Origin of the sequence: Sporosarcina highlanderae, from assembly GCF_030433715.1 — a bacterium.
Lineage (GTDB): Bacteria > Bacillota > Bacilli > Bacillales_A > Planococcaceae > Sporosarcina > Sporosarcina highlanderae.
The window spans coordinates 32422-45626 of the sequence record NZ_JAROCC010000011.1; the positions used below are offsets into that span (position 1 = coordinate 32422).

Annotated in this window: 13 protein-coding genes and 1 pseudogene; 11 read left to right on the plus strand and 3 right to left on the minus strand. The window is 41.7% G+C overall.

The features are described 5' to 3' along the window. The first annotated feature begins 209 nt into the window (after nucleotides 1-209). Both P5G49_RS13245 and P5G49_RS13250 read left to right on the plus strand, forming a co-directional pair. Nucleotides 210-884, plus strand: coding sequence for a response regulator transcription factor (locus P5G49_RS13245; RefSeq protein ID WP_301244489.1), 675 nt, complete (start codon nucleotides 210-212; stop codon nucleotides 882-884). Continuing rightward, nucleotides 881-1906, plus strand: coding sequence for a sensor histidine kinase (locus tag P5G49_RS13250; protein ID WP_301244491.1), 1026 nt, complete (start codon nucleotides 881-883; stop codon nucleotides 1904-1906). The genes P5G49_RS13245 and P5G49_RS13250 overlap by 4 nt, the downstream gene beginning before the upstream one ends. A gap of 28 nt (nucleotides 1907-1934) precedes the next feature. Here P5G49_RS13250 and P5G49_RS13255 read toward each other — a convergent pair whose 3' ends face one another. Together P5G49_RS13255 and P5G49_RS13260 are read right to left on the minus strand one after the other, a co-directional pair. Further along, entirely contained in the window at nucleotides 1935-3899 is a 1965-nt protein-coding gene (locus P5G49_RS13255; RefSeq protein ID WP_301244493.1) for an ABC transporter permease, read from the minus strand. Continuing rightward, nucleotides 3886-4653 carry an ABC transporter ATP-binding protein gene (locus tag P5G49_RS13260; protein ID WP_301244653.1) on the minus strand — a complete coding sequence of 256 codons (768 nt, stop codon included), beginning with the start codon at nucleotides 4651-4653 and terminating at the stop codon, nucleotides 3886-3888. The genes P5G49_RS13255 and P5G49_RS13260 overlap by 14 nt, the downstream gene beginning before the upstream one ends. Nucleotides 4654-4925: 272 nt before the next feature. Between P5G49_RS13260 and P5G49_RS13265 the strand changes: the two genes are divergently transcribed. Continuing rightward, nucleotides 4926-5639 carry an endonuclease V gene (locus tag P5G49_RS13265; protein ID WP_301244654.1) on the plus strand — a complete coding sequence of 238 codons (714 nt, stop codon included), beginning with the start codon at nucleotides 4926-4928 and terminating at the stop codon, nucleotides 5637-5639. A 28-nt stretch (nucleotides 5640-5667) separates the two neighbouring features. Here the strand turns inward: P5G49_RS13265 and P5G49_RS13270 are convergent, their stop codons facing one another. Further along, a complete protein-coding gene (locus P5G49_RS13270) occupies nucleotides 5668-6519 on the minus strand; it encodes a cytochrome c oxidase assembly protein (protein WP_301244495.1) in 852 nt (283 codons plus the stop codon). Nucleotides 6520-6654: 135 nt separating this feature from the next. On the opposite strand from P5G49_RS13270, the gene P5G49_RS13275 reads away from it, so the two are divergent. The 8 genes and pseudogenes from P5G49_RS13275 to P5G49_RS13310 all read left to right on the plus strand — a co-directional run bounded on the left by P5G49_RS13275 (nucleotide 6655) and on the right by P5G49_RS13310 (nucleotide 13193). After that, nucleotides 6655-7032 carry a VOC family protein gene (locus P5G49_RS13275; protein WP_301244497.1) on the plus strand — a complete coding sequence of 126 codons (378 nt, stop codon included), beginning with the start codon at nucleotides 6655-6657 and terminating at the stop codon, nucleotides 7030-7032. 177 nt (nucleotides 7033-7209) lie between these two features. Next, nucleotides 7210-7410, plus strand: a pseudogene (locus P5G49_RS13280) (VOC family protein); the annotation flags it as partial. A 61-nt stretch (nucleotides 7411-7471) separates the two neighbouring features. Next, a complete protein-coding gene (locus P5G49_RS13285; RefSeq protein WP_301244499.1) occupies nucleotides 7472-8080 on the plus strand; it encodes an FMN-binding negative transcriptional regulator in 609 nt (202 codons plus the stop codon). A gap of 103 nt (nucleotides 8081-8183) precedes the next feature. Beyond that, nucleotides 8184-8732 (plus strand): sigma-70 family RNA polymerase sigma factor, encoded by a 549-nt coding sequence (locus P5G49_RS13290; protein ID WP_301244501.1) that lies wholly within the window; start codon nucleotides 8184-8186, stop codon nucleotides 8730-8732. Next, a complete protein-coding gene (locus P5G49_RS13295) occupies nucleotides 8725-10338 on the plus strand; it encodes a hypothetical protein (protein ID WP_301244503.1) in 1614 nt (537 codons plus the stop codon). The genes P5G49_RS13290 and P5G49_RS13295 overlap by 8 nt, the downstream gene beginning before the upstream one ends. A gap of 131 nt (nucleotides 10339-10469) precedes the next feature. Further along, on the plus strand, nucleotides 10470-11483 hold the full coding sequence (locus P5G49_RS13300) for a S66 family peptidase (RefSeq protein ID WP_301244505.1): 1014 nt from the start codon (nucleotides 10470-10472) through the stop codon (nucleotides 11481-11483). A gap of 101 nt (nucleotides 11484-11584) precedes the next feature. Beyond that, nucleotides 11585-11962 carry a DoxX family membrane protein gene (locus P5G49_RS13305; protein ID WP_301244655.1) on the plus strand — a complete coding sequence of 126 codons (378 nt, stop codon included), beginning with the start codon at nucleotides 11585-11587 and terminating at the stop codon, nucleotides 11960-11962. 247 nt (nucleotides 11963-12209) lie between these two features. After that, nucleotides 12210-13193 (plus strand): ring-cleaving dioxygenase, encoded by a 984-nt coding sequence (locus P5G49_RS13310; protein WP_301244507.1) that lies wholly within the window; start codon nucleotides 12210-12212, stop codon nucleotides 13191-13193. Nucleotides 13194-13205: the final 12 nt, after the last annotated feature.

The window sequence follows — 13205 nt, forward strand, 5'->3', positions numbered from 1 at the left end:
TCGTTAATTCGTGAAATGTTTATCAAACTCCTTCCTTCATTCTATTTTTCACTCTAAAAGTAAAAATAATATTTTAATAAGAAAACAGGACCTCTCGGAATAGAAGTGTCCTGTTTTTAGGCTGGGAACATAGGTTACCTATGATACAATCAGGATAAATGGAAGTCTGCTAATTGTATTTCATTTCAGGCATAGGGGAGGGAAGGGAAATGTTTACCGTGTTAGTTGTGGAAGATGAGGTGAAGATTCGTTCGATTATTGCAACAGAATTGCAAAACTGGGGATATGCGGTCCATGTTGTAGAAGATTTCCGTCAAGTAGAAGAATCGTTCCTCACAGTGAAACCGAATCTTGTCCTGCTTGATATTAATTTACCTTATATGAACGGATTTTATTGGTGCGAACGAATTAGGCGGCATTCAAATGTGCCAATCGTCTTCCTCTCATCCCGAACGGAGACGGTGGACATGATGATGGCGCTAAATATGGGGGGAGACGACTTTGTACAAAAACCATTCTCGATGGAGATGCTCCTAACAAAAATCCATGCACTCTTGAGAAGGACATATACCTACCAACAAGCGGATACCGATCTACTTACACATCGCGATTTAACGCTTAATGTAAAGAGGGCGGCTCTTTCCACTCGTGAAGGTGAAATAGAATTAACGAAAAATGAATTCCGCATCCTATGTGTTCTTCTTGAACGTAAAAGTGAAATTGTTCCGCGCGATGAATTGATAACAGCCTTATGGGAGGATGAAAATTTCATCGATGACAACACGCTCACTGTCAACATAAACCGATTGCGCCGAAAATTAGGTGAATATGGAATGGAAGGATACATTCAAACGAAAAAAGGACAAGGGTATATACTCTCATGAGTGCTTCATTTAACCAATACATCCGCTTCCAAAAGCGCCTGATCATCCTGTATGCAGGTATCATGTCGTTCGTCACAATTATGCTCTATGTCGAGCCAAGTATGTCCATCCATTTTTCCAATATCCTTTATATCCATGTCATTTCACTTTTTTTCCTTATTACTTATTTGGCAATCGATTATTATATTATTGCCAAGCATCATAAGGAGATTAGTTCTCGTTATAGCAACGGATTGTTTATACAGGACGGGATAGGAGCCGCACAAACATACGAACAGCAATTGTATGTAGAATTGCTCCAATCAGTAAACGATGCGCATCAGCAACAATTGACCTCCATAATTCGCGATAAAAAGGAATCAATGGAATTCATGACGACATGGTTCCATGATATTAAAACACCAATAGCAATTAGTAAATTGATAATGGAGCAAGCGAAGGGAAGCCCGGAAAACGAGAGTATCCAAGAAGAAATCTCGCGCATTGAAAGAAGTGTCAATCAGGCCCTTTACTTCACAAGAACCGACCATTTCGCAAGGGATTATTTCATCTCAAGGGCGAAACTTGATATAATCGTCAAATCTGTCGTTAAGAAGTTTGCAAAGGAGTTCATTAAACGGAAGATAAAAGTTGACCTTCACATTCAAACCGTGGTCATTGAAACGGACATTAAATGGCTCGTCTATTCGCTATCTGAATTCGTCTCCAATGCACTGAAGTATTCAGAGGACGGGGGGACAATTACATTCATTACCGAGGATGATACCAATGAGGTTAGATTAAAAATAAAAGACCATGGCATTGGCATCCCGGAACATGATATAGGCCGTGTCTTTGAACTAGGTTTCACCGGGACGAATGGCCGTGTTAACAATAAATCAACCGGAATCGGTTTGTATATCGCGAAAAAAATCATAGACAAGATTGGCCATAGGGTAACAATCTCTTCTACGATAAATATGTATACAGTTATAACTGTCCATTTCCCAAAAGGCGATGATTATTATGCCATAGTACAATAAACGGGAAAGGCGAGCCCCTCCCGTTTATTCATGAATTCACCAGTTTATTTGCAGTTGAAACGGTCAAATGGTAATAAAGTCCATATAGACATGTATACACAAGGACACTGATTGAAACAGGATAGATGAAATTGATATCCATAACATTAGAGAGTGCTGCAAGGATGGTGCAACTATGTGCAATCCCTACAAGGAGAGGGAGAAGGAATAAAAGAAATGTTTGTCTTGCAATCAGCACCTTTACCTTCTTCCGGCTCAGTCCGATTTTACGTAAAATTTCGTAACGCTTTCGATCCTCCGCTGCCTCCGTCAATGTTTTGAAATAAATAACACTGCCCGTTGCCACTAAAAAAACAAGCCCCATGAAGCCGAACAGGAAGATGAGCAGGCCGTATATGGATTGCGCTGTTTGATAACTTTCCGAAAAACTATAGAAGCCCTTATCCGGCTCGAACCACTCCGATTCCGTCCCGTTCCATTCATAGACGGATTTCAAGTCGGCTGTCAATCGACCGGATTCCTTCTGATTATCGACCTTTATGACCCGGGTCGTATGAATCGCACCACCTTTTTTCAAATATTCATATATACCATCATTCACAATCAATACGGATGGCTGTACATTGTATGAAAAGAGTGTTTCCACTTTATTGCCGATAATATGAAATGGAAGCTCCCCTTCTGGACTGATAAGTGATAACCTACTGCCGACATTCTCATCCTTCTTTTGTGAACCGATGAAATTCCTTCCCAATATGACTGTTTCATTTTCTCCTTGGATAGTATCTATTGGAGCCCGTCCAAGTTTTCCAGCCAGCAAATTATATGTTGAAATTGACAGCACCGAGAAAGAGTCTCGGTAATAAAGAAAGCCGCCCGGCACTGAGTCAAGCCCATTTGCCGACCCTAAAACTACCAAATACTCGAATGTTTCATCAAAGATGACCGCATGCTCCTTGTGGGTTTCAAGAATCTTTGTCATTTCATTATCGGTAAGATCCGACTGCGCGCCGAACTGATAACTAAACGGTACATGATCCTCAAGTGTTTGCAGTGTATTAAAGTAAATTGTATAAGCAAAACCAAATGCTACGAGTGTTACTCCATTCAGCACGGAAATGATAGTTAAAAGCAGACCGTTGCTGCGTAGCCGACTTTTCAATTGTGTGAGCGTCAACAAGTTCTTCCAGCGTTGATAGGATTTTTTCCTTTTCTGCCATATATGAACGAGAAATCCGCTGCCTGTATGAAAAAGCAAATAGGAACCGATGACAAGGACAGCCAAAATCATCGTGAAATTCCTACCGAAATGATCGGTCCAGCTTTTTGATTCGGATGCATGTAAAAGGCTCCAATACCCGAAGCCGATCAACACGACCGCAAGCACTGCAAGAATGTAAGACGGCTTCCATTGTTGCTGCATCTTTTGTTTCGCTTGAAACAACTCTATTAAGTTAAAACGGTAGGCGATCAAATAGCCTTGGATTGATGTAATGGACATGATGAATAGGAAAACAAGCGCAGTCTGTATGATGGCCGCCGGCTGTATGGAGAAATGAACAACCAATGAAAATCCCATCACCTTGAGTAAAATCATACTAAAGAATGTTGAGAATAATTGTCCAAGCCCGATACCAATGACTAACGCGAGAACGCCCAATGACATATTCTCGTAAAATAACATTTTCCCGATTTCCTTTTTCGTACCGCCTACTAATGAATAAAGCCCAATCTCCTGCTTACGGTTTGTAATGAAGAATGCATTGGAATACCAGACAAACACCATGATGAACAAAGATAGAAAAACTGAAACGATTGTCAAAAGAGGACCCATTTTATCTTCCCGTGCAAATGCCTCGCTGATTTGCTCATTGTACTGCAATGAAACGAATGTGAAATAAATGAGAACACTAAAGGTGAGGGAAGCGATGTAAATAAAATACTTCTGGATATTATATTTTATGTTCTTGAAGACGACATCATATAATGTCATAACTGCCGCCCCCTAAGGTTGATATGGTCGTCACAAGCCGATCGAAAAACCACTTCCGATCTTTATCGCCTTTCACAATCTCGGTAAACAATCTACCATCCTTCATGAAAAGGACACGATCGCAATAACTCGCTGCAAATGCATCGTGGGTAACCATCAAAATTGTCGTCCCATACTCATTATTCATCAATTGAAATGCCGATAGAAGATCCATCGATGCTTTTGAATCTAATGCACCGGTCGGTTCATCTGCAAGAACGAGCGTCGGATTATGGATAATCGCCCGCGCAGCAGCGGTCCGCTGTTTTTGCCCTCCGGATGTTTCAAAAGGATATCGGTCCAAAATCGCCCCTATGCCAAGCTTGCCAGCAATTTCATCAATCCTGGAGTCTGTCGTCCCACCAAATTTATTGGAAAACGTCATAGGTAACATGACATTCTCCCGTATCGTCAATGAATCAAGCAAATTATAATCCTGGAAGATGAACCCTAATCTTGAACGTCTAAACTCGGATAATGGTTCATCGCTCAAACTTGTAATCTCAGTTCCGTTTATACGTACACTTCCCGAGGTCGGTTTATCAATCGTAGCCAAAATGTTAAGCAACGTAGTTTTCCCGGCACCCGAAGGCCCCATAATGCCAACAAATTCTCCTTCTTGTACGGTAAAATCGATATCCTCAAGCACAGAAATTAAATTCGATTTTGTGCCATATACTTTTTGAATTCCTGTCGCCTGCACAACTATATCCATCGCCTGTTCCCCCAAATCATCTGATCGTGATGTCTCCATCATACCGCGCAGCATAGGGGGCATCCATTTAAATAGCGAACAAAACGAACACCGTAACTTACATTTTTGTTCGAAAGTAGCTGCTGCGCTCAAGATTCATATTTCGCGCTCAAAAAAATAGCATCTACGTTTTTATATAGAAGAATGGATCTTTTTTGCCTTTAAAAATGGGGGAGCTGGGCACATTGTTCAGTATAAGCATTATGCTTGTGGCAAAGGAGAAGTGGTGGAAATTGAAAATTCATCCTATACATCCGCTTAATATCAATCCCGACGAATTCATTTCCATCCAGGAAAAGTTGGCCCATAAAGTTGATGTCAGCCAACCCCTCTATCTTCATGATATCCAGACCGTCGCCGGAGTGGATGTAGCCTATTCAAGCGAGAATGGAAAAGAGCTGGGCTTCAGTCATATTGCGGTTTTCGACCTCGCTACGATGGAGGTCATAGAGCGTGCAGAGAGCCGCGGTCATATTACAGTTCCATACATGCCGGGCTATCTTGCATTTCGTGAACTGCCTTTAATCATCGAGGCGGCAAAAAAGTTAAGAAATACACCCGACCTATTTCTATTCGACGGCAATGGAATACTGCATCCAAGGAAAATGGGAATCGCAACGCATGCCTCCTTTTTCCTTGGAACCCCAACTATTGGAGTTGCCAAAACATATCTTAAAGTCGGTGATTCGGAGTTAAACGAGCCTGCACAGGAGAAAGGTAGTAAAACTGATATTGTCGTGAATGGGGAAACAATCGGCCGTGTTCTTCGGACATCAGAAGGAGTAAAACCGGTCTATATTTCCCCTGGTAATCAAATTGACATGGAATCCTCGACAAGGATAACCCTATTGCTAACCGGATCAGAAAGTCGACTGCCTATTCCGGTTCGCGTTGCAGATATCGCGACGAGGGTTATGCGACAGAGTTGGAGAAAGGAGTACGATTAAAACATGACCATACCGAACGGCGTAGTCATCATTTACATCGTCCAATCTCCCTTTCCAGTTCTTCGTAAAAGCGAGATGATACTTTCCGCTCAAGTCGGAGCGCCATAACTAAACTAAACTTATGTATCCCCATCATGAGAAAGCCCGATAGAATTTGATCGTAACGCGTGTTAAATGGCCACGGTAATTCGATTGGAAAGGCTTCTGTAAAAGAGGGACCACAAAGATGGGCGACGAGTTGGAGTAAAAGTGGATTGCTCGTAAATCCTAAAATAGCGGTTCCGATGAATAAAAGGCAAGCCGGCGTGATAGCAACACCGCTAATGAAGGCATACCGTTTCAATTTACATGTGCATCTTCTAAGCAAGGGGACTGGTGATGCAATCGGATGCCACATGCCGAATGAAAGAGTGAATAAAATCAGCAAATAACTGTATTTTAAAGCCGGAATACTCACTAAGGTTGAAAGAATAATAGGTGTATGATAAAGAAAAAACAGGCCGGCAAATGTATAAAGGGACATGTTTGGAGGAATACGGGGAATGTTAAACCACCTTGGCCTTTTTAAACGAGGCAGGGTGCCAACTAACTGCTCTGGAATACCTAATAAGATAAGTGGAGGAATGATGAAATAAAGAATGCTCATTTGCATCATATGTAAGCTGAATGATAGGTGGCTGATGGTGGCGAATGGACTTCCGATAACAAGTACCAACAATCCAAAACCTGTAAAAAAGGAGATAGGTTGAAGACGTGTGATTTCCGCCTTTGCAAATCGATGTACGAAATGGAGATATACGGAAGAAATGCAAGTTACGGCAATAAGCAACGGCCAATTCCATGTCAGTTGATTCAAAAGTAAAATATCCAAGCTCGACACTAGTCTCCTCCCCTCTGTTAACTGTATGGAAAATCAATATGAGTTATGTCCGTTGCATTTCAGATAGTATCCTGTAGTATTTGATTAGGCACTTAATTTTAAGTGCCAACAACTTATAAAATGGAGTGGAAGAAAATGATTCATACGTTGGGGCAAGTCATGTTATACGTTACAAATCAGGATCAATCACGTAGCTTTTTTACGGAGAAATTGGGGTTCCAAGTAATCGGTGAAGAAGATAACGGACAAGGTTTCCGATGGATCGAGGTTGCTCCGGAGGGCGGGGGGACAAGTATCGTTATCCACAATAAAGAGTTCATTGCTAAAATGAGCCCTGAATTGAATCTTGGGACACCTTCGTTAATGTTCTTTACAGATAATGTTGACGAGTTATACAACGATCTTAAGAATAAAGATGTTAAGACTGGCGAGATGATGGAGTTGCCTACAGGAAAAGTTTTCAATTTTGCCGATGATGAGGATAATTATTTTGCTGTAATAGAAAAGAAGTAATATTAGGGCCAGTTACCTACACGAATCTAATTTGTGTTGGTGGCTGGCTTTTTTGCATTTTAACGGGAAGTTTCCTTTTAGGACGTTACGGTTCACTAGGCGTGAATCATTTCAGCAAAAAATACTTGTTTAAATGACTGAAATTTGGAATAATTGTTATTATGATAGAACGATTATGGGGGGATTGCAAAGGGACCCCATGATTTCCCGCATGGTACCCGGATTCAGATAGAAGTGGACTTGATTGACGCTGCAATTGAAAAGGCAATAGAAAATGGTGCCATGGTCGTTAGAGAAAAAATGGAATTCGATGATTTTTTTCTTGCTTATTTAGTCGATCCGACTGGGGTAAGCTTCGGGATTATTCAAAAGAAATAATCGTGGGATAGGATGAACACAACGGTGTGTGGTTAGCGCATGACGAAAGTAGAGTGATTAGATGTACATTCCAAAACAATTCAAAGTTACCGATATGAATGAAATCCGGGATTTTGTCCGAGAAAATTCTTTCGGAACGCTCGTCACTACAAAAAAAGGAAGACCGGTTGCAACGCATTTGCCTTTCCAGTTCATTCAAAAAGACGATGAATGGTATGTTACCGGGCATATGGCTTATGGCAATCCGCAGTGGCGAACGTTCGAAACGTGCGAGGAAGTCCTTGTCATGGTTCAGGGTCCGCATGCGTATGTTTCATCTTCTTGGTATTCGCGTGAAAATGTACCGACTTGGAATTATCAAGCAGTTCATATGTATGGCAAAGCTATCATCTTAACGGAAGAAGAGTTGGTAGAGGATTTGACAGCGTTGCTCAAGAAATACGAGGGTCATCGTGAAAATGCTGTCCTTTGGGATACACTTTCTCCAGAGCTTTTAGATAGGGAACTGAAAGGTATTGTCGGTTTTAAGGTCAAAGTAAATGAGATCCAGGCTGCATTTAAATTAAGCCAAAACCGTAATGAAACCGATTATAACAACATCATTGACCAATTGCGCAATGAAAGAGATTCACAGTCAAAGCAAGTGGCGGATCAAATGGAAAAGAAATGAAACTTTATGCCTGCCCCGGCACAGAACTTTGCCGGGAGCAGGCATAATTGTTGTAACCGATACAAATCGAGCGTCGTCTAACGTGTAAGGAAGGGGGGAGGACATGGGGCAGTTGGATTGGGAAGAAATGGGCAGAGATGAGCAGATTGAATTTCTCATGGATGAATACGGGGAAGAGATTAAGCGGCTTGTGTTTACATACGTAAAAGACCATTCTGCGGCGGAAGACTTGACGCAGGAGATTTTCATAACTATTTACTTGAAGCTTGATTCATTCGCAGGAAAATCATCGATAAAGACATGGATCTATTCTATCGCGATTAATAAATGCAAAGATCACTTGAAAAGCTGGCATGTACGAAAGATGACCGTGCAGGAAAATATAAAGGAATTTTTGAAATCAAACCGGCGAGGACCTCACGATGAAGTCCTTGAAAAGTTCGAGAGTGAGTGGATTGTCAATCATGTTCTCAAGTTGGCGATGCCATATAGGGAAGTGATTTTGCTTTATTACTATAAGCATTTATCAATTAAAGAAGTGGGCGAAATTTTAGCCATTAGCGAAAGTACAGTAAAAGTGAGGCTGCACCGGGGTAGGGAGAAGTTGAGGAAGTCGTTGGAGCAAATGGAAAGAGGTGAGGTTAATGGATGAGAAGTTAAAGGGATTGGATGAAAAATTAGACAAAGTCATTTCGGAGGACGATTATTTCACAGAACAGGATAAGCGTCGGATTCGAAATGGAATAAAGAATATGAAAAGCGGTGCCCGGGCGAAACGTTTCAATCCGTTGCCGGCGTTCCTCACTGCAGTTTCCATCTGTGCATTCCTGGTCATATTAGGCGGAATCGCAGGAAAAGAACTCGGTTTTTTCGCAAATGAAGAACCTCCCGAAGAAATTGGCCCACCATTGTCGTTGCCAAAGGAAGAAGCTGTGGATATGGAGAATTTCATCTGGAAACGCTACACAATTGAAACAGGGCAGAAAGAAGTTCATTATCAAGACATCCATGGCAATACGGTCATCTGGTCGGGGAGCGAAAATGTTCCGGATTCCGGTTCATTCGACTTTGACTTGTTCGAGTATAACTTGAAAACTCAACGGTTCGGGGAAACATTCCAATCGGAAATAGCCGGGGAATTAACTGATGGGCAAGTGAATGATGATTGGATTACGTGGGTTGATTCCGGTACTGTGGATGGCGAATTTGAATGGAGAATCTATGCGCTGAACCGAAGTACAAACGAGAAAAATCTTATCCGCTATTCCAAACAGGTTGCGGGCTATGGAAATCCGCATATCGTGAATCCACGACTTTCCCTTAGCACTCATAATAACTTGTTGACTTGGGTTGAGCCTGTAGCGGAAGAGGATAAAGTGGCGATTCAATTGTACGATTTGGATACCCGTGAACTTGTAACGGTCGATGAAACTACGTATTTTGCGACGTTCCCACAAATTTCGGATCATTATCTTGTTTGGTCCGACTTCGGAGGATATGAATTCGCCAAGTATTTGCTGGATCGACGTCAAGTGGACTCAAGGACAGCGAATAAGTTTGAGCTCATGTTCCCGAAGGTGAATGATGAATATGTCGTATGGCAGGAAAAGACCGAGACGAATGAAACAAGGCTTGTTGTAATGCTTGTTGAAATGCCTGTGGAATTCGCTTGGAAAGAAACTGAAGTGTTTAAAGGAGATATCAACAGCTTTGATATCGGTGAAGATTTTATAATTTGGGAAAGCAACCAAAAAATCTATGTGTATTCACTTGTTCGGAAAGAAACGAAGATGATCGGTGAAGGTGAATTTCCTACAATTCGCGGTAACATGGCCACATGGCAAATGCCAAAAGAAAGCGGGGAGGATTCGGTGTTACAAGTTGTTGAACTTAAGGCACCGGAGCTGACGGACGTCGAATACGGCGCCATAATCAATGTTGACGAATTCGGCGAGAGAGATCTTCGTATTGAAAATGAAGTCGAAACAGTTTTAGCTAGAGAGGATTTATTCGAAGCCAGGCTGAAGGACACGTTAAAGGGAGCTTATTTGAATGAAGAGGGAATTGCCGTTGTGGACTTTCAACATTTCGGAGAGCTGGTCGGTTCTTTGGCATGGGAGGATCTTGGTAAACTGATCCCTGCTTTGAATGAAGCGGTTTTCAAGAATCCTAAAGTAAATAAAATCTATTATACATTCGACGGTGATTATTATTTATTCGTCAATTGGAGTGAACTGGAGAATGTGTTTTTAAGGTGATAGCAAGTTGATATGGTCGATGCCTGCTTCCGGTATTTATCGGCGGCAGGCATTTTTGAAATTAATTAATATTTCATACCAATCCAAACACGAGATTGCTATAATCAGGAAAAGGAAAGGGGAGTTGGACGATGATTAGATATCCTTATTTGCCAGATGGCGCAACTATCAGCATTACTGCCCCGTCATCTGGGGTCAGAAAAGAACTGGAGGAGCTTGTAAAACAAGCTGTAGACCGTATGGAATCAAAAGGGTTCCGTACTGTTATTGGGGAAACTGTATGGACGCAAGAAAAGGCGAAATCGGCTCCCGCACTTATACGGGCGGAAGAATTGAATAATATGTTGCAAGATGAAGAAATCGATTTGATTTTTCCTCCATGGGGCGGGGAATTATTAATCGAAATCTTGGAGTATCTTGAATTCGAAAATGTTCCTCCGAAGTGGATCCTAGGATACTCGGACACAAGTGTGCTTCTTCTTGCCCTGACGTTGAAAACAGGAATCGCAACAGCTCATGGAACGAACTTGGTTGATTTACGTGGGGAGCAATCCGATCCGACAACATCGATGTGGCATACTGTATTGCAAACCAAACACGGTGAAACCGTCAACCAGTATTCTTCCGAAAACTATCAGAAGAAATGGCAGCATGACAATCCAACGCCATGGGTTTTCCATTTAACCGAAAGGACAAAATGGAAGTCGATTTCCGATGGTCCTATCACTGTGAAAGGCCGTCTATTGGGTGGTTGTGTGGACGTCATTCGGCACCTTATCGGGACACCTTACGGAGATATCGCTACCTTCCGAAAAGATTTCATTAATAATGAGCCTATTATTTGGTACTTCGAGAACTGTGATCTTTCCACTACAGACTTGCGGCGATCGCTTGTTCAGATGAAATACGCAGGCTGGTTTGAAAATTGCTACGGCATTCTGTTTGGTCGAAGTCCTGCAAATCAGCCTGTAGAAAATTATAATATTGAGGACGTCTACGAAGATCTTGCCCAGGATTTAGGCATACCGATCATCTATGATATCGACTGCGGACATGTCCCACCGCAAATTACGTTCATTAACGGGGCATCTGCTGAAGTGATAGTAGAGGATGGGCAGGGGACAGTCATTCAATCTTTCAATTAAAAAATAATGAATGGAGTAGAAACGAATAACATAGATATAGAGGAATCACGTCGAATGGCCATTAGGGTTTCAGAAGGGAGGTGTACGTGCTGGTGAAAAACATGATGAACATCAGCAGGGTATTCTTAGGTATCGTATTTCTTGGTGCGGGGATAAACGGATATTTTGTCATCTTTGGCTTGGAGCCTTTTATCGATACGAGTCCTGCAGCGATGGCTTTATTCGAATTTACCTATCTCTTGATTGTTGAAAAAACATTGGAAATTCTATGTGGTATTCTGCTCCTTGTTAATCAATTTACTCCATTGGCCATTGCAATCTTGGCTCCAATTATCACAAATATCTTTCTGCTACATCTGTTCCTCGATCATTCATTGCTTCCTCTCGCAATCCTGTTAGTACTTGCCCTTGGGCATTTACTGTTCTGCTATAAAGAAAACTTTCTGGGGATATTGCAAAGGAAAACAAACAAACCATAAACAAAAGAGCCCAAACCGCTCGCGGTGTGGGTTCTTTATAATTGAATAGATACCAGTTCAAAACTAAACTGTTGACGTTCCAAAACCAACATGGTAATATTATCTCGAATTCAAGATAAGTTGAATGTAAGACATTTATTGGACATACTATTAATGTTGAACCATATAGGAGTAAAAGTTTTCTTTTTTTTTTACATGTTTATCTCGAATTAAAGATATTTAACTATAATTAAAAGGAGAGAGTAGAATGAAAGGATTAAAAGGCATTCACCACGTTACTGCCATTACAAGCAGCGCGGAAAAAAACTATGAGTTCTTCACTTATACATTGGGCATGCGTTTAGTGAAAAAAACAGTGAATCAAGATGATATCCAAACGTACCACTTATTCTTTGCTGATGATATTGGGTCAGCGGGAACAGATATGACATTTTTCGACTTTCCAGGTATTCCGAAAGGAACGCATGGGACGAATGAAATTTATAAAACAGCATTCCGTGTTCCTTCCGACGCGGCTTTGGACTATTGGGTGAAGCGCTTTGAGAAGTATAACGTGAAAAATGATGGAATCAAAGAAGTGTTCGGTAAGAAGACCATTTCTTTCGTTGACTTTGACGAGCAACAGTATATGTTGATTTCCGATGAGAACAACGAAGGGGTGGCTGCGGGTACACCATGGCAAAATGGTCCGGTTCCTCTTGAATTTGCGATTACCGGCTTAGGGCCACTTCACATACGCATCGCGGAATTCGATTACTTCAAAAAGGTGCTTGAGACAGCGATGGAGTTCAAAGAAATTGCACAAGAAGGATCTCTGCATTTATTCGAAGTCGGGGAAGGCGGAAACGGAGCACAAGTCATTGTGGAACATAACATTATGTTGCCAAATGGCCGTCAAGGATTTGGCACAGTGCACCATGCCGCTTTCCGTGTGGAAGATACAAGATCATTGAACGAATGGAATGACCGGTTGCGACAATTCGGTTTCAATACATCGGGCTACATTGATCGATTCTTTTTCGAATCAATTTATGCACGTGTGGCGCCAGGTGTCCTGTTCGAATTGGCGACAGACGGCCCTGGTTTCATGGGCGATGAGCCATATGAAACAGTAGGAGAAAAGCTCTCATTGCCTCCATTCCTTGAAGGGAAACGAGAGCAAATTGAAGCGATGGTGAGACCAATCGACACGGTTCGCAGTACGCGAAACATTGAAAAAGAGTACTTGTAAGGAGGTGAAAAA